We start from the raw sequence: 16,714 nt of genomic DNA on the forward strand, positions 1-16,714 counted from the left end.
CGGTACCTGTGGTGGTTGGTGCGGTGCCAGCCGTGGCGAGTGCTGCATGGTGCGTTGCTCAGTACGGTGTGGATGGTCGGCCTGGCCGGCCGGCCGTACCTGGTGGCCCGGGCGATCGACGACGGACTGCGCCCCGGCCGGTGGGCCGTACTGGCGTGGTGGGTCGGCGCCGTCCTGATCGCCGGGGTGCTCATCTCCGTGGTCGGCGTGCTGCGGCACCGCACGATGACCTACATCCGCGAGGACGCCACCGCCCGGTCCGCCGGGGTGCTGTCGCGGCAGCTGGCGCGCACCGGCGCGGTCCTGCCGAGCCGGCTCGCCACCGGCGAGGTGGCCACCGTCGGCGGCACCGACATCACCCACACCTCGCACGTGCTCACCCTGACCGGGCCGGGCGTCGGCGCGGTGCTGGCGTACCTGGTGGTAGCGGTCCTGCTCTGGACGGTCTCGCCGGTGCTGGCGGCGGTCATCCTGATCGGCGTGCTGGTGGTCGCGGCGCTGCTCAGCCCGCTGCTGCGTCGGTTGGACCGGGCCGAGCAGACCTACCGACGGGAGCAGGGTCAGCTCACCGCCCGGGCCGGTGACATCGTCGCCGGGCTGCGGGTGCTGACCGGGGTCGGTGGTCGGTCCCTGTTCGCCGACCGCTACGTCGACCACTCCCAGCGGCTGCGCGGGCACGGCTACCGGGTCGCGGCGGTGAACAGCTGGATCGAGGCGCTCACCGTCACCGTCCCGGGGCTGTTCCTCGCCGCCGTGGTCTGGCTCTCCGCCCGGATGGCGGTCGCCGACGAGATGACCATCGGTGAGCTGGTCGCCGTCTACGGGTACGTGGCCGCGCTGACCGTCCCGGTCTGGTTCCTGCAGGAGGGGAGCTACCAGTTCATCCGGGGCCGGGTCGCCGCCCGCCGGATCGTGGCCCTGCTGCGGCTCGCCCCCGACCCGGTGACGGACCTGCCGGCGCAGCGCGCCGTCGCCGCCCCGCCGCAGCCGGCCGACCTGCACGACCACGACAGCGGGTTGACCGTGCCGGCCGGGCTGACCATCGGGGTGGCGGCCGACGACCCGGGCGACGGGCAGGCGCTGGCCGACCGGCTAGGGCGGTTCCGCCGGTCCGATGTGACCTGGGGTCCGGTGTCGCTGGCCGCGGTCGCGCTCGACAAGGTACGGGCCCGGATCCTGGTCGCCGACCACGACGCGTACCTGTTCGCCGGCACGCTGCGGCAGATCCTGCAGGGCACGCGGGCCGACGAGCCCGGATCGGCCGGTGACCGACGGGTGCGGGCGGCGGTCCGGGTCGCGTCCGCCGACGACGTGGTGACGTCGCTGCCGGACGGCCTGGCGACCCCGATCGGCAGTCGGGCCCGGACCCTCTCCGGCGGCCAGCGCCAGCGGCTACGGCTGGCCCGGGCATTGCTGGTGGAACCGGAGGTGCTGATCCTGATCGAGCCGACCTCGGCGGTCGACGCGCACACCGAGGCGCGGGTCGCCGCCCGGCTGCGCGCCGCGCGTACCGGCCGGACCACGGTGCTGGTCACCACGTCTCCGCTGCTGCTCGCGGTCGCCGACACAGTGGCGCACCTGCGGGGCGGTCGGGTCGTCGGGATCGGCGGCCACGCGGAGCTGCTGGCCGGCGACCCGGACTACCGGGCGCTGGTCGCCTGGGGCGGCGAGTTGGCTGACGTCGCAGGCCCGGCAGCAGGCCCGGGCGGCGGGTCGTCGTCCGCGCCGGGTCAGCCGTGACCGCCTGCGGCCGGTTGCCGGTGGCCGATCCGGGTACCGTCCGGCGGGCCACCGGTGAACTGTTCGGCCAGCAACGCTGGGTGGTCGCCGGCATCCTGGTGCTGCACGTCGGCGCGGCGCTGGCCGGCCTGGCCGGGCCGTGGCTGCTCGGCCGGATCGTCGACGTGGTCACCAACGGTGCGTCGGTGGCCGCGGTGGACCGGCTGGCGGCGGCGCTGGTCGGCTTCGTCCTGCTGCAGGGGCTGCTCACCCGCTTCGCCCGGTACGTGGGGCTGCGCTTCGGTGAACGGGCGGTCGCCCGGCTCCGCGAGGACTTCGTACACCGGGTCCTCGGGCTGCCGGTGTCGGTGGTCGAACGGGCCGGTACCGGCGACCTCGCCACCCGCAGCTCCAGCGACGGCGCCACGGTCGGCACCATGGTCCGTGACGTGGTGCCGGTGGTGGTGATCGCCACCGCACAGCTGGTCCTGCTGTTCGGTGTGGTGTTCTGGCTGCATCCGCTGCTCGGTCTGGCCGGCCTGATCGGCCTGCCGTCGATTGCGGTGGTGACCCGGTGGTACCTGCGTCGCGCCCGGCAGGCCTACCTGACCGAGGGTGCCGCGGTGGCGGCGTTGACCGATACGTTGACCACCACCGCCGACGGTGCCCGCACAGTGGAGGCACTGCGGCTGGGCGACGAGCGGATCCGGGCGGGCCGCACGAGCATCGCCGACCTGTGGGCCGCCCGGCGGGCCACCCTCGCCCTGCGTTCGGTGTACTTTCCGGTGGCCGAGGCCAGCGTCGCGTTGCCGATCGGTGCCGCGTTGCTGGTCGGCGGGCTGCTGCTGCACCGGGACACCGTCACCCTCGGCACGGTGGTCGCCGCCGCGCTCTACCTGCAGCAGGCCGTCGACCCGTTGGACACCATCCTGCAGTGGATCGAACAGGCGCAGCGCGGCCTTGCGTCGTACGCCCGGGTGCTGGGCGTCGGGCGGGTACCGCCCGAGCCACGTGGCGGCTCCGCCGCCCCGAGCGGCCGTGACCTGCGGGTCCGCGCAGCCACGTTCGCGTACCCCGGCGGCGACGACGTGCTGCGCGGCATCGACCTGACCGTGGCCGCCGGGCAGCGGCTGGCGATCGTCGGCCCGTCCGGAGCCGGCAAGTCCACCCTGGCCAGGCTGATCGCCGGCATCGACCGTCCCCGCGACGGCGCGGTGCTGCTCGGCGGTTGCCCGGTCACCGACCTCGACCCGGCGCAGCGGCGCCGCCGGATCGCCCTGGTCACCCAGGAACACCACGTCTTCATCGGTTCGCTGCGCGACAACCTGAGGTTCGCCGCGCCGGAAGCGTCCGACGAGGCGTTGCGGTCCGCGCTCGACACCGTCGGTGCCGACTGGTACACTTGCCTGCCTGACGGCCTGGACACCCTGCTCGGCGACGGCGCGCTCGACCTGTCGACCGCGCACGCCCAGCAGCTGGCCCTGGCCCGGCTGGTGCTGGCCGATCCGGATCTGCTGCTCCTGGACGAGGCCACCGCCGCGTTGGACCCGACGACCGCCCGACGGACCGAACAGGCGCTGGCGGCGGTGCTCGCCGGGCGTACGGTCATCGCCATCGCCCACCGGCTCAACTCGGCCCACGACGCCGACCGGGTGGCGGTGCTGGACGAGGGGCGGATTGCCGAGCAGGGCAGCCACGACGAGTTGATCACCGCCGACGGCGCCTACGCCGCCCTGTGGCGCTCCTGGCACGGCTGACCGGCCCGCGCGGGTCGACCCGGCCGTACCGGCCGGACCACCCGTACCATCAGCGGTCGACGCGCTGACCGGGAGGAGTCTTCGGTGCTGGTGGTGCAGGGTCTGCTCGGCTCCGGTGGCCGGATCGCCGTCTGGGCCGAGGACTCGACGCTGCCGGCAGCCCCGCCGCGCCGGCCGGGGCGTCGGCCCCGGCGGCGCGCGCACCCGTTCGCCGCCGGGCACGACACGCTGACCGACGTGCTCGTCCCGGTCGTCGGGGGCATCGCCGCGAAGTCCGCGGCCGGCAGCGCCGCGCTGCTGCTGCCGTCCGACCGTGGCCGGCCGGCGGAGTCGCCGGAGCTGGTGCGTACCCAGCCCGACGAACCGCCGCCCCGGTCCGGCGCCGGTACCGGAGGCCCGTTCGCCGAGTGGCTGGTGCCGACGCTGGAGTTCGACGCCGACCAGGCGCTGGCGGTGCTCTGCCTGCTGCACGACGTCGATCCGTCGGCCGCCGACGCGGACGCACCGGCCAGGCTGGTCATCGGCGGTGCGGCGCGGCATCTCGCGCTGCTCGCCGGGTTCGCCGCCGAACTGGTCGCGCGTGGGCGGGTGCTGCCCACCGTGTGTCCGGGGCCGTCGCCGGGAACCGCCACCGCCGGCTGGTCACCGCTGCTGACCGGCCCGGACCGGCGGTGGGCCGAGTCGTTGGCTTTGGCCACCCCGGCGGCGGTGCTGGCCGGCGGACCGCCCGGCACCGGACACCGGCGCGTCGCCGAGGCGTTGGACGCGCTGACCGACGCCGCCGCCCGGGCCGCGCTGCACGGCGTACGGCTCGCCGAGGGCCGGGCCCGGTCCGGGCCGCTGGCCGCCCGCGACGCCTGGTTGACCGCGTTGACCGGACCCCGGCGGGACTTCACCGCGCCGGCTACGGCGCTCGACGCGCTCGTCGCCGAACTCGACCACTGGCAGCGGGAGGCGGCTGGCGGCCCGGTCCGCGCCAGCTTCCGGCTGTGCGAACCCGACCCGGCCGGGGAGCCGGACCCGGCCGGGCAGCCCGATCCGGCCGGGGAGCCGGCAGCGCAGGCGGGAGGCGGCTGGCGGTTGGAGTTCGCCCTGCAGGCCACCGCCGAGCCGAGCCTGCTAGTCGACGCCGCGACGATCTGGCGCGGCGGCCGGCGGCTCCAGCCGCTGACCCGGCACACCACCGACCCGCAGGAGACGCTGCTGGCCGAGCTGGGCCGCGCCTCCCGGCTGTGGCCGGCGATCGAGGACGCGCTGCGCACCGCCACCCCCGCCGGGATTCACCTCGACGTCGACGCCGCGCACCGGTTCCTGCGCGACGGCGCACCGGCGCTGCACGCCGCCGGCTTCGGCGTACTGCTGCCGTCCTGGTGGCAGCGACCGACCGCGCGACTCGGTGCCCGGCTGCGGGCGACCAGCCGGACCGCGCCCGGCACCGTCGCCGGTGACCAGCGCTTCGGCATGTCCGCCCTGGTCGACTACCAGTGGCAGGTGGCGCTGGGCGACCAGCCGCTGACCGAGCAGGAACTACGCTCGCTCGCGGTGGCCAAGACACCACTGGTGCGGCTGCGCGGCCAGTGGGTCGAGGTCGACGCGAAGCGGCTCGCCGCCGGCCTGGCGCTGCTGCGCTCTGGCGGCGAGCTCGCCACCACCGACCTGCTGCGGCTGGCCCTCGGCGACGACGACGCACTGCCGGTGCCGCTGCCGGTGCTCGGGATCAGCGCCGACGGCGCGCTCGGCGATCTGCTCAGCGGCGAGGTGGAACGCCGGCTCGCCCCGGCGGTCGAGCCGGCAGGTTTCCACGGGCGGCTGCGCCCGTACCAGCGGCGTGGCCTGGCATGGCTGCGGTTCCTGCAGTCGCTGGGCCTGGGTGGCGTGCTCGCCGACGACATGGGTCTGGGCAAGACCGTGCAACTGCTCGCCCTGCTCGCCGCCGACGAACCCGGCGCCGGACCCACGCTGCTGGTCTGCCCGATGTCGCTGGTCGGCAACTGGTGCCGGGAAGCGGCCCGGTTCGTGCCCGACCTGGCGGTGCACGTGCACCACGGCGCGGAGCGCCCGCGCGGGTCGGTCTTCACCGAGACGGTCGCCCGGTCCAGGCTGGTGGTCACCACCTATGCGGTCGCCGCCCGGGACGCCGGGGCGTTGGCCGAGATCAGCTGGCACCGGCTGCTGGTCGACGAGGCACAGGCGATCAAGAACGCGGCGACCCGGCAGGCGGTCGCGGTCCGTTCACTGCCCGCCCGGCACCGGATCGCGATCACCGGTACGCCGGTGGAGAACCGCCTCGCCGACCTGTGGTCCATCATGGAGTTCGCCAACCCCGGCCTGCTCGGCACGGCGGCCAGCTTCCGCGAGCGGTACGCCGAGCCGGTGGAACGCCACGGGGACACCGACGCCGCCCAACGGTTGCGCCGCATCACCGGCCCGTTCGTGCTGCGCCGCCTCAAGACCGACACCTCGATCATCGCCGACCTGCCGGCCAAGCTGGAGATGGAGGTGCTGTGCAACCTGACCGCCGAGCAGGCCTCGCTCTACCAGGCGGTGGTCGACGACATGATGGGGCGGATCGACTCCAGTGACGGCATCGAACGCCGAGGGCTGGTGCTGGCCACCATGACCAAGCTGAAGCAGATCTGCAACCATCCGGCGCAGTTCCTGCGCGACGGCTCGCACCTGCCGGGCCGCTCCGGCAAGCTGGCCCGGCTCACCGAGATCCTCGACGAGGTCCTGGCGGCGGGGGAGAAAGCGCTGCTGTTCACCCAGTACGCCGAGTTCGGCGCGATGCTGCGCGGCCATCTGTGCGCGTACACCGGTCGGGAGGTGCTGTTCCTGCACGGCGGCCTGGGCAAGGCGGAGCGCGACACGCTGGTGACCCGGTTCCAGGACGGCGACGCGGGCGGCCCACCGCTGTTCATCCTGTCACTCAAGGCCGGCGGCACGGGGCTGACGCTGACCGCCGCCAACCACGTCGTACACGTCGACCGGTGGTGGAACCCGGCGGTGGAGGACCAGGCGACCGACCGGGCGTTCCGGATCGGGCAGCGGCGGGCGGTGCAGGTACGCAAGTTCGTCTGCGCCGGCACCGTGGAGGAGAAGATCGCGGCGATGGTGGCGGACAAACGTGGGCTGGCCGCACGGATCGTCGGCAGCGGTGAACAGTGGCTGACCGAGCTGTCCACCGGACAGCTGCGGGAGCTGTTCGCCCTGGAGGCCGGGGCGGTGGTGGAGTGAGTTCGTTCGCCGACTTCGGCCGGCCGCGCCGGGTCGACGGTGGGTTACGGGCCCGCAGCACGCGGGGGGCGATCGGCCAGTCCTGGTGGTCGCGACGTTTCGTCGGCGTGCTCGAATCGTTCGCGCTGGGCACCCGGCTCAGCCGGGGCCGGTCGTACGCCCGGGCCGGGCAGGTGCTCGCCCTGACCGTGGCTCCCGGCGCGGTGACCGCCCAGGTGCAGGGGTCCCGCCCCCGGCCGTACCGGGTACGGATCGGGCTGCCGCCGTTTGCCGAATCGGTGTGGCGTGATATCGAGCGGACCCTGGCCGGCCAGGCCCTGTTCAGCGCGCGGCTGCTCGCCGGCGATCTGCCGCCGGAGCTGGAGGAGGTGTTCGTCGCGGCCGGTGCTCCGTTGTTCCCGGCCGGCATCGACGAGTTGACGCTGGACTGCAACTGCCCGGACGGTGCGGTGCCGTGCAAGCACCTGGCCGCCACCTTCTATCTGCTCGCCGAGGAGTTCGACGCGGATCCGTTCCAGATCCTGCACTGGCGTGGTCGCAGTCGGCCGGCGTTGCTGGATCGACTGCGGTCGGCTCGTGCCCGGCCGGTCGCCGCCGGACCAGCCGTCGACGATGCGCCGCTCACCGTTGGCACGCCAGCGGGATCCGCCGGCCCGGCGGCCGGCCTCGCTCCGGCTGGTCTCGCTCCGGTCGATCCCGCTCCGGTCGATCCCGCTCCGGCCGATCCCGCTCCGGTCGGGGCCAGCCGGGTGCTGGCCGGCTTGCCGGAGCCGAGCGCGCCGGTCGACGTCGGCTTCTGGCGCCCGCCGGTGCCGTTGCCGGCGCGGGCACCGGTGCTGCCGGCACGTCCGGGGCTGCTGCTGCGCCAGCTCGGCGTACCATCGCCGTCGGTCGGTGGACCGGGCCTGGTCACCCTGTTGAGCGGTGCCTACCAGCGGTTCGGCGCGGACAGCCGACTACCAGCGGCGGGCCCGTAGCGCCAAGGCCCCGGCGAGGCAGAGCGCGACCGCGGCGATGATCGCGGCGAGCCAGCCGCCGGACAGCGCGAGCAACGGTACCGTCGCCCAGAGCACCACACTGGCCACGATCGCCAGCCGGTTACGCCGGTTTGCCGCCTGATCGCCCAGTCGGGCGACGAATTCCGGATCGGTCGTCCGCAGGTGGCGGGCGATCTGGTCGAACCGGCGCTGATCCTCCCTGCTGAGCATGGTGTGCCTTCCCTCCGAGCGTCCCCTGCAGCCAGCGGCACGCGTAGCGAGCGGCCAACGGCGCATTACCCACTCGGCCGCCGCTCAAGCCGTCCGGTCCCGCACCCCGCGCGTCAACCGGCAAACTGGAAAGGCGTGGCTACTCGATGCTCAAGGCGGCCGGCCGGGACAGGTACTCCCGTGCGGGTGAGCGCCGAGGACAATCTTTCACCCTCGTCGGAAAGCCCCAGGTGCCCGGGAACACGGATCCCGATCCGGGTCACAGCGCCCGGCGCAGCGTGGACGTCTGTCGCGGCACCCCGGTCGCCGTGGGAAAGGCACCCCCGCCGGCGAGCGGAGCGACCGGTACCGGTTCGGCTGGTGCGCCGTCGGCCGGTGTGGCGTCGGCTGGTGCGGTGCGTGGCTGTGGCAGCCGGGGCCGGGGCCGGGGCGAGGTGGTGGCCTCCCGCGCCTCGTTGACGACCTGCTGCACGGCGTACGAGTCGGGCAGCTGCCACTGCACCTGCGCTGGGCTGACCGCCCAGCGGACCGGGCCCTCGGCCAGCAGGGTCGGCGGTGCCGGGATCCACGAGCCGATGCCGTGCCGGACCACGTCGAGTGAGTCGGCCAGCTCGGGCCGCAGCGCGTCACTCGGACGTACCAGGAACATCCACCGGCCGGTGGGAGTCACCGCGACCGGACCGTGCAGCCGACCTCGGCCCGGCGCCGCGGCGCCGCCGCGCAACCGCAGCGTGCACAGCGTCCGCAGGCCGAGGCGGGCCGGCACGTCCAGCACGTCGAACGCGTGTCCGGTGGCGAGCAGTACGGCGTGCGGATGTTCCCGCCACCAGGTGCCGACCTGGACGCGGCAGTCGGTCGCGGACCGCTGCCAGTCGGCCAGTGCCGGGTGACAGCCGGTGGTCGGGCAGCCCGGTCGATCACACCGGAAGCGACCCTGGTGCAGATACGCTCCGGGCGTGACCGGCCATCCGTGCGTGGCGTAGCGCAGCGCACCGCGGCGCAGCCGCAGGCGGACGAAAGGCGGTTGGACCGTCCACCGCATGATCGAAAATCCCCTCAAGTGTCGTGTTCGCGAATAGCTGTGGGCACAACCGACTACGGCGTGGGCCGGCACATCCGTGCCGGCGACACGCCGTAAATTTTTGGCTGTCAACCCTTTGCAACTTGCATCGAAAACTACGACCATCTGTGATGGACCTAACGCACTGGCTGTGCGATGAGTACGGTGCCGGTTCGGGTGTCCACGGAAGAAAGCCGTATTGACCAGCAGTTATGCCGGCCCCGGGGGGTGCCGGAATCGCAAGGGGGGAACATGGGTGTGGACGAGTTACCCATCGGTCGGCGCGTCGCCTACTGGCGTACCCGGCGCAAGCTGTCCCAGCAGGTGTTCGCCGACCGGCTCGGCAAGTCCAAGAGCTGGGTCGACAAGGTCGAGCGCGGGGTGCGTCGGCTGGACAAGTTCTCCGTGATCCACGAAATCGCCGACGTGTTGCAGGTGGACGCCCAGCAGTTGCTCGGCAAAGATCCGGAGCGCCGACCGGAGAGCACCGTCTGCATCGACCAGGTGGAAGTCGAGGAGATCCGCGCCGCGCTGGAGCGGTACGACTCGCTTAGCACCTTCTTCGACACCTCACCGGAGCCGCCCCGGTTGGCCGAGATGCACAAGGCGACCAACCATGCGTGGCTGACCTTCCAACACGCCAAGTATGGAGTGTTGGCCCGTGCCCTGCCCCGGTTGCTGCGCGACGCGCAGGCCGCCGACAGTGTGTACCCCGCCGGCAGCGAGCAGGCACGGCAGGCGGCCAGCCTGCTCGGCCAGCTCTACCAGATCGCGTCCGCCACGCTGCGCAAGCTCGGCGAGTACGACCTGGCCTGGCTGGCCGCCGACCGGTCGATCGCGGTGTCGCACCGGGCGGGGGACAACCTGCTGACCGGCGTGGCGACCTGCCGGGTCGGCAACGCGTTGCTCGCCCTCGGCCGGTTCCGCGCCGCGCTCGAAGTAAATGTGAACATCGCGAACCGGCTCGCACCGGACACGGGCGAAGCCACCCCGGAGCGGCTGTCCGTGTACGGCCTGCTGTTGCTGCAGGCGGCGATGGCAGCGGCCCGCATCGGCGACAGCGCCACCGTCCGGGACCTGGTCAATGGTGCTGACGAGGCGGCGCGGGCGCTCGGTGAGGACAAGAACCACTACTGGACCTGCTTCGGTCCGACCAACGTCCAATTGCACCGGGCCGCGGCCGCGGTCGAGCTGGGGGAGAGCCGTGCGGCGGTGCAGACGCATCAAGTGATCCTGGCGGAACCCGGGTTCAACGCGCTGCTGCCGGAACGGCGGGCGCACCACATGCTCGACATCGCCCGTGGATACGCCCACCTCGGGGAACTCGACAAGGCCAGCGAGATGCTGCTGGAGGGCGATCGGCTGGCGCCGGCGGAGATCCGCTGTCGGCCGGTGGCCCACGCGGTGATGTCCGATGTGTTGCGCCGCACCCGCGGCACGCCGTCGGCCCCGGTGGCCGAACTCGCCGAGCAGATGGGGGTCGGCGTGTGACGCGCCGCGTCCCGCAGGGAACCGTATCCCACAGGAAACAACGACGATGGTGGATGGAGGAGTGGCGGCGTGACCCCAGCCGATGCCGGGAACCTGTATGTGATCGCCTGCGGCAGTCCAGCCTCCCGACAGGTCGGGAGGCTGGTGACCCTCGCCCAGCAGCGCGACTGGTCGGTGTGCGTCGTGGTGACCCCTGACGGGCGCAAGTTCGTCGACGCACCCGGGCTCGCCGCGCAGACCGGGCATCCCGTGCGCACCGACTACAAGAACCCCGGTGACCCTGACGTGCTGCCACCGCCCGACGCGATGATCGTCGCTCCGGCCACCGCCAACACCATCAACAAGTGGGCTGCCGGCATCACCGACACCCTTGCCCTCGGTCTCGTCGTCGAGGCCCAGGGCAAGGGCCTGCCGATCGTCACTCTGCCGTTCACCAACACCGCGCTCGCCGGGCACCCCGCCTTCCAGGAAAGCGTCGCCCGGCTGCGTGGCTGGGGGATCCCCGTCCTGCTCGGCGACGACGTCCTGCCGCTGCAACCGCCCGGCGCCGGTGAACAGCTCATCGACCGGATTCCCTGGCGGCTCACGCTCGACGTGCTCGATGACGAAATGGCTGCCGGTACCACCGGTGAGTAGAACCGGTCGGCCCCGGTGGCGGATGGGTAAGCTGAGCCGCCGTGGGCACAACAACTGCATCGTCCCGGGTCGGATCCGGCGCCGGTTCGACGGCGCCGGCGGCGCAGCCCCGGGTGGCCGACGTCATCGCCGCCTGTGATCGGCGCTTCCCACCTGCCTGGGCCGAGCAATGGGACCGGGTCGGCCTCGTGCTCGGCGAGCCCGAAGCACCGGTACGGCACGTGTGGTGCGTCGTTGACTGCGTACCCGACACCGTGGCCGAAGCGGTCGACGCCGGGGCCGAGATGATCGTCGCCCACCACCCGCTACTGCTGCGTGGCGTGTCGTCGGTCGCCCCGACCACGTACAAGGGGCGGATCGTGCATCGGCTCATCCGCGCCGGTGTCGCCTTGTACGTGGCGCACACCAACGCCGACGTGGCCAACCCGGGCGTTTCCGACGCGTTGGCCCGCCGGCTCGGCCTCACCGGCCTGCGCCCCCTGGTGCCGGCGGCGCCGGGCACCCCGGCGACCGCCGTCGTCGGGCAGGGCGCCGGGCGCATCGGCACGTTGCCCCAGCCGCTCACCCTCGCCGAGTTGACCCGCCACGCCGCCGCCACGTTGCCGCCGACCGTGTGGGGCGTGCGGGCCGCCGGTAACCCGGGCCGCATTATCCGTACCGTGGCTGTTTGCGGCGGGGCCGGCGACTCGTTCCTCGACGCCGCGGCGGCCGCCGGTGTCGACGCCTATCTCACCGCCGACCTGCGTCACCACCCGGCCAGCGAGCAGGTCGCCGCCGGTGGGCCCGCGCTGCTCGACGCCGCTCACTGGGCAACCGAGCGGCCCTGGTTGGATGATCTCGCCCGGTACCTGGAGGCCGAACTGCCCGTGCGGGCGAGCGTCTCGGACCTTGATACTGACCCGTGGACCCTGCACGCGCCGTCGGCTGTCTCCACCGCGTCCGGCGCTTCCGCCACCGCCGCACCCACCGCTGCCGTACCCACCTCATAAGGAGCACCACCTGTGAAGGCAGATCCGCAAGCCCAGCGCCGCCTGCTCGACCTGCAGGCGATCGACACCGCGCTCGCCCAGCTTGCCCACCGCCGGCGGACCCTGCCCGAGCACGCGGAGCTCGACGGGCTGGCCCGGGAACTGTCGGCGCTGGAGGACGAACGGGTCCGTGCCCAGGTGGCCGTCGACGACCTGGACCGCGACATCGCCCGCCTGGACCGCGATGTCGATCAGGTCCGCACCCGCAAGGACAAGGATCAGGCCCGGCTCACTCGCGGCTCCGGGCCGGCTCGCGAGCTGGAGGCGCTGCAGCACGAGCTGACCTCGTTGACCCGCCGGCAGACCGAGCTGGAAGACGCCGAGCTGGAGCTGATGGAGCAGCGGGAGACCGCACAGGCAGTTCTCGACAAGATCACCGGCCGGATCGCCGCGACCCGGGAACGGCGCGCCGAGGTCGAGGCCGCCCGCGACCGTACGTTGACCGAGATCGCCAGCGAGGAACGGTTCAAGACCTCCGCCCGGGTGCCGCTGGCCGGCGACCTGCCCGCCGAACTGATCGCCCTCTACGACAAGATCCGGGAGAACTCGGGCGGGCTGGCCGCTGCCCTGCTGCGGGCCGGCCGATGCGGCGGTTGCCGACTGGAACTGTCCGCCACCGAGCGGGGACGGATCAAGGCGGCCGACCCGGCGGAGGTGGTCCGGTGCGAGGAATGCCGCCGGATCATGGTGCGTACCGCCGAGTCGGGCCTGTGAGCACCGCGATGAAGGTCATCGTCGAAGCCGACGGCGGCGCGCGCGGCAACCCCGGGCCCGCCGGGTACGGCGCGGTGGTGCTCGATCCGGCCACCAGCCAGGTCCTCGCCGAGCGGGGCGAGGCGATCGGTGTCGCCACCAACAACGTGGCCGAGTACCAGGGCCTGATCGCCGGGCTGCGCGCCGCCGCCGAGATCGGTGCCACCTCGGTCGACGTACGGATGGACTCGAAGCTCGTGGTCGAGCAGATGTGCGGCCGCTGGCAGATCAAGAACCCGGGACTGCGACCGCTCGCCGCGCAGGCGGCCAAGCTCGTCCGCGAGTTCGACGCGGTGACCTTCGGCTGGATTCCCCGGGAGAAGAACAAGCGCGCCGACGCCCTGGCCAACCAGGCGATGGACCGCGCCGCCGGCAAGCCGGCCAAATCCGCCAAGCCGGCCAAATCGGCGGCATCGGCGGCATCGGCGACGCCGGTCCCGGCTGCGTCCCGCGCTCCCACGGACACTGCCACCACTGCGGTCGTCGAGGCGCAGCCGTCGATGTTCGCCGCGTCAGGTGGCGCACCGGCCGCCTCCTGGGAGCCGCCGAGCACCGCGAGCGCCACCCGGCTGATCCTGGTCCGGCACGGCGAGACCGGCCTGAACAAGCAGAGCCGCTACTCGGGTCGCGGCGACGTACCGCTGTCCGAACAGGGCGCCGCGCAGGCCGCCGCCGCTGCCGCCCGGATCGCGATGATCCGGTCGAAGATCGACGCCATCGTCTGTTCGCCGCTGTCGCGCTGCGTGGACACCGCACGGGCGATCGCCGCCGGGGTCGGCGACCCGCCGGTACGCCCCGACGACGACCTGATCGAGTGCGACTTCGGCGAGTGGGAGGGGCACACCTTCGCCGAGGTGCGCGAGCGCTGGCCGGCCGAGTTGACCGCCTGGCTCGCCTCGACCCAGCTGGCGCCGCCGGGTGGCGAGTCGTTCGCGCAGGTGTCGACCCGGGTACGCCGCTCGGTGCGGGGGCTGCTCGCCACGTACACCGGGCAGACCGTGGTGGTGGTCTCGCACGTCTCCCCGCTGAAGATCATGCTGCGGGACGCACTGGGTGCCGGTGACGTGCTGCTGCACCGGCTGTACCTCGACCCGACCGGCATCTCGGTGATCGACACCTGGCCGGACGGTGGCGTGGCGGTGCGCACCGTCAACGACACCGCCCACCTCGCCGGCATCGCCACCCCGTGACCGGGGGTCGGCGGGCGGGTGGTAGGGGTCGTGGCACTAGGCTCTGGTGAATGGATCTCCCGGCGTTGGGCCTGCTCGTCGGGGCGGGACTGGCGGCGGGCATGGTCAACGCGGCGGCCGGCGGCGGCTCGCTGATCACCTTCCCCGCCCTGATCGCCGTCGGGTTGCCGCCGGTGGCGGCGAACGTGACCAACGCGATCGCGGTCAGCCCCGGCTACCTCGCCAGCACCGTCGGCAGCCGCGCCGACCTGCCCCGGCGGCGCCGGCTGTGGCCGCTGGTGCCGACGTCCGTCGCCGGGGCGGTGCTCGGCTGCGTACTGCTGCTGGTCACCCCGGCCCGGGCGTTCGAGTTGATCGTGCCGTTCCTGATCCTCAGCGCGGCGGCCGTGCTCGGCCTGCAGAACCAGTTGCGCCGCATCGTCGGTGAACCCCATGATCTGCCACCTGGGCGTGAACAGATCTCGTTGCAGACGATGGCCTTCTTCTGCTCGGCGTACGGCGGCTACTTCGGCGCGGCGCTCGGCGTGATGTTGGTCGCCGGGCTGGCCCTGGTGCTCGACGAAGCCCTCAACGGGGTCGTCGCGCTGAAGAACCTGCTGTCGGCGGTGGTCGGGGCGACAACTGTCGTCGTGTTCGCCGTCTTCGGACCGGTCAACTGGGCTGCGGCGGCGGTGCTGATCCCGGCGACCATCACCGGTGGGTACGTCGGCGCGCGGGTGGTCCGAAAGCTCCCGCCGACCGTACTGCGCTTCGGCATCGTCGTCTTCGGCGTCGGTGTCGGCATCCTGCTGCTGGTCCGCACCCTGCGCTGACATGGGCTCCGCCGGCAGTGGTGCTCGGCGACGCGGGGTGGGTAGTGGGCTCGGCCCGCCGCTCGGTAACGCGTTTCCGCCAGCCTGCGGGCGAGGAATGATCGTGGGCTGCGTACGATTGATTCTCGGACGGACGAGTCGACCGGGCGGCCGCGTCGGCGGGGGATACGTCCCCTGTTGCCGAGGAACGTCCGGACTCCACAGGGCAGGGTGGTTGCTAACGGCAACCCGGGGCGACCCGCGGGACAGTGCCACAGAAAACAGACCGCCGGGCGGTGAAATGCCCGGTAAGGGTGAAACGGTGGGGTAAGAGCCCACCAGCATCCCGGGTGACCGGGATGGCTCGGTAAACCCCACCCGGAGCAAGGCCAAGAGGGCCGGTGTCGCGAGACGCCGACCTGCGCAGGCGTTCGAGGGCTGCCCGCCCGAGCCTGCGGGTAGGCCGCTGGAGCCTGCCGGCGACGGTAGGCCTAGATGGATGGCCGCCCCCGCTGCGCACTGGGCAACCGGCGCGTACGGGACAGAATCCGGCGTACAGGTCGACTCGTCCGTCCCACCCCACATCAGCGCGGTGATCAAGGCGCTGAGCTGCACGGACTCCCCGTCGTCGATGGTCGTTCATGGTCAACTTTGGTCGTCATCTGACGCCCTGGAGACGCCCTCGATGCATAGCATGGCAACGCTGGTAGCTTGATGGACAGAGCAGTCGTGGGGTGTCCCCTCCCTTCCTGTCATACGCTTCACTTCACGACCTCGGTCTTTAGCACCCGGCGCGATCAGCAGGCGCACTACCCTTGGCAGTCAACGCGAGCAGGCGGTCGTGCTCGGCGCCGTCGACCGTCTCGGACTCGTCGATCAGCAGGACAGGTATTCCGTCCCGGATGGGATAGCGGCGGCGCAGCCGAGGATTGTAGAGAGTGTTCTCGGCCGCGAAGTAGAGAAGCGGCCCCTTGTCGTCCGGGCAAGCGAGGATCTCAAGCAACCGGGGGTCGAGACTACCGTCGTTCGGTGGCATGGGTCGATTCTGGCACGTGCCGCGCTGCGATGTCCGCAGCCTCGTTCGTCCCGGTCGCTTCCTGGTGGTCAGCGATGTTGCGACTGGTCGCAGGCAGTTCCGCGCCGGTGCGTGCGACGAGCGCGCCGAGTTCACGCCAGGCAGCCGAGAGCGTCCACGGCTCGGGCGGGGCAGCGGTCGGCGTCGAGTCGGGGCGTGGCACCCGGTGGGCGATCCCGGCACCCGCGTCCACCCGGTCCTCGTAGGCCGCCAGCCAGTCGCAGGCCGCGACGAGCGCGTGAGTAGCCGAGGTGTCACGCCCCGCCGTTGACGGCCGTTCGAAGACGTCGGGCGGGCCGGCGGCCGCGAATGGACCGCCACTGCGGGTCAGGAGCACCTCGATGCCATCGCGCGCGAGGTAGAGCCCCCAGCCCCAGAGCACCACGTGCTCATCGCCGGCTCTCCTTCGGTACCGGCTGCGCCCACGCGCACCAACCGTCGGTGGCTCGCGGGTGAAGCCCAGCTGCAGCAACAGGTTGCCGCGCGGGTGCTCGACGTCGCGGCCGATCAGCCAGAACTCGACGTCCAGCAGCTGCAGGAGCACGCCGTGCTCGCCATGCTCTCTGCTGCCCGCATGCAGGGCGGTTGCGAGGTCAGGACAGTCCAATCGATCGGGCATACGGCAAGGCTACCGAAAACGATAACCATCGCCAGGTAACCTGATGAGAATGAAAACCATATGCAATAAGATGGCGGTGTGAGACCAACGAAGCGCGGCCGCTCCGGCCAGACGAAGAACCGCGGCGCCACCCGTGGGTCGATTACTGTCCGT

The 16,714-nt window shown here is 72.6% G+C and carries 14 protein-coding genes and 1 other RNA gene; 11 read left to right on the top strand and 4 right to left on the bottom strand.

Going from position 1 to position 16,714, the window contains the following annotated elements; genetic code table 11:
- Positions 1–39 precede the first annotated feature (39 nt).
- The 4 genes from ACN27F_RS28690 (at position 40) to ACN27F_RS28705 (ending at position 7,687) form a co-directional block, all read left to right on the top strand.
- A complete protein-coding gene (locus ACN27F_RS28690) occupies positions 40–1,740 on the top strand; it encodes an ABC transporter transmembrane domain-containing protein (protein ID WP_421440504.1) in 1,701 nt (566 codons plus the stop codon).
- Entirely contained in the window at positions 1,737–3,476 is a 1,740-nt protein-coding gene (locus ACN27F_RS28695; protein WP_421438603.1) for an ABC transporter ATP-binding protein, read from the top strand. Before ACN27F_RS28690 ends, ACN27F_RS28695 begins: the two co-directional genes overlap by 4 nt.
- Positions 3,477–3,560: 84 nt before the next feature.
- Positions 3,561–6,710 carry an SNF2-related protein gene (locus ACN27F_RS28700; RefSeq protein ID WP_421438604.1) on the top strand — a complete coding sequence of 1,050 codons (3,150 nt, stop codon included), beginning with the start codon at positions 3,561–3,563 and terminating at the stop codon, positions 6,708–6,710.
- Positions 6,707–7,687, top strand: a complete 981-nt coding sequence (locus ACN27F_RS28705) for an SWIM zinc finger family protein (protein ID WP_421438605.1) — start codon at positions 6,707–6,709, stop codon at positions 7,685–7,687. Before ACN27F_RS28700 ends, ACN27F_RS28705 begins: the two co-directional genes overlap by 4 nt.
- Here ACN27F_RS28705 and ACN27F_RS28710 read toward each other — a convergent pair.
- Entirely contained in the window at positions 7,667–7,918 is a 252-nt protein-coding gene (locus tag ACN27F_RS28710) for a DUF3040 domain-containing protein (protein ID WP_421438606.1), read from the bottom strand. The genes ACN27F_RS28705 and ACN27F_RS28710 overlap by 21 nt on opposite strands.
- Before the next feature lie 259 nt (positions 7,919–8,177).
- Positions 8,178–8,960, bottom strand: a complete 783-nt coding sequence (locus ACN27F_RS28715) for a bifunctional DNA primase/polymerase (RefSeq protein ID WP_421438607.1) — start codon at positions 8,958–8,960, stop codon at positions 8,178–8,180.
- 276 nt (positions 8,961–9,236) lie between these two features.
- Here ACN27F_RS28715 and ACN27F_RS28720 point away from each other — a divergent pair, with 276 nt between their 5' ends.
- From ACN27F_RS28720 to rnpB, 7 genes are all read left to right on the top strand, one after another.
- On the top strand, positions 9,237–10,469 hold the full coding sequence (locus tag ACN27F_RS28720) for a helix-turn-helix domain-containing protein (RefSeq protein ID WP_421438608.1): 1,233 nt from the start codon (positions 9,237–9,239) through the stop codon (positions 10,467–10,469).
- Between the two features lie 69 nt (positions 10,470–10,538).
- Positions 10,539–11,105, top strand: a complete 567-nt coding sequence (locus tag ACN27F_RS28725; protein ID WP_421438609.1) for a flavoprotein — start codon at positions 10,539–10,541, stop codon at positions 11,103–11,105.
- A gap of 125 nt (positions 11,106–11,230) precedes the next feature.
- On the top strand, positions 11,231–12,094 hold the full coding sequence (locus ACN27F_RS28730; protein ID WP_421440506.1) for a Nif3-like dinuclear metal center hexameric protein: 864 nt from the start codon (positions 11,231–11,233) through the stop codon (positions 12,092–12,094).
- 12 nt (positions 12,095–12,106) lie between these two features.
- Complete coding sequence (locus ACN27F_RS28735) at positions 12,107–12,847, top strand: zinc ribbon domain-containing protein (RefSeq protein WP_421438610.1); 741 nt, start codon at positions 12,107–12,109, stop codon at positions 12,845–12,847.
- Between the two features lie 8 nt (positions 12,848–12,855).
- Positions 12,856–14,076, top strand: a complete 1,221-nt coding sequence (locus tag ACN27F_RS28740; RefSeq protein WP_421440508.1) for a bifunctional RNase H/acid phosphatase — start codon at positions 12,856–12,858, stop codon at positions 14,074–14,076.
- A gap of 50 nt (positions 14,077–14,126) precedes the next feature.
- Positions 14,127–14,888, top strand: a complete 762-nt coding sequence (locus ACN27F_RS28745) for a sulfite exporter TauE/SafE family protein (protein WP_421438611.1) — start codon at positions 14,127–14,129, stop codon at positions 14,886–14,888.
- A gap of 134 nt (positions 14,889–15,022) precedes the next feature.
- Positions 15,023–15,439: RNase P RNA component class A (gene rnpB / locus ACN27F_RS28750), an RNA gene on the top strand.
- A gap of 209 nt (positions 15,440–15,648) precedes the next feature.
- Here the strand turns inward: rnpB and ACN27F_RS28755 are convergent.
- A complete protein-coding gene (locus ACN27F_RS28755; protein WP_421438612.1) occupies positions 15,649–15,903 on the bottom strand; it encodes a Trm112 family protein in 255 nt (84 codons plus the stop codon).
- A complete protein-coding gene (locus tag ACN27F_RS28760; protein WP_421438613.1) occupies positions 15,884–16,561 on the bottom strand; it encodes a hypothetical protein in 678 nt (225 codons plus the stop codon). Before ACN27F_RS28760 ends, ACN27F_RS28755 begins: the two co-directional genes overlap by 20 nt.
- Positions 16,562–16,714: the final 153 nt, after the last annotated feature.

This window comes from Solwaraspora sp. WMMB335 (assembly GCF_049179075.1).
Classification (GTDB): domain Bacteria; phylum Actinomycetota; class Actinomycetes; order Mycobacteriales; family Micromonosporaceae; genus Micromonospora_E.

Bases quoted from the DNA above. Each gene is read 5' to 3' on its own strand.
- ACN27F_RS28710 (WP_421438606.1), bottom strand. From the start codon at position 7,918: ATGCTCAGCAGGGAGGATCAGCGCCGGTTCGACCAGATCGCCCGCCAC.
- ACN27F_RS28715 (WP_421438607.1), bottom strand. From the start codon at position 8,960: ATGCGGTGGACGGTCCAACCGCCTTTCGTCCGCCTGCGGCTGCGCCGC.
- ACN27F_RS28755 (WP_421438612.1), bottom strand. From the start codon at position 15,903: ATGCCACCGAACGACGGTAGTCTCGACCCCCGGTTGCTTGAGATCCTC.
- ACN27F_RS28760 (WP_421438613.1), bottom strand. From the start codon at position 16,561: ATGCCCGATCGATTGGACTGTCCTGACCTCGCAACCGCCCTGCATGCG.
- ACN27F_RS28740 (WP_421440508.1), top strand. From the start codon at position 12,856: ATGAAGGTCATCGTCGAAGCCGACGGCGGCGCGCGCGGCAACCCCGGG.
- ACN27F_RS28745 (WP_421438611.1), top strand. From the start codon at position 14,127: ATGGATCTCCCGGCGTTGGGCCTGCTCGTCGGGGCGGGACTGGCGGCG.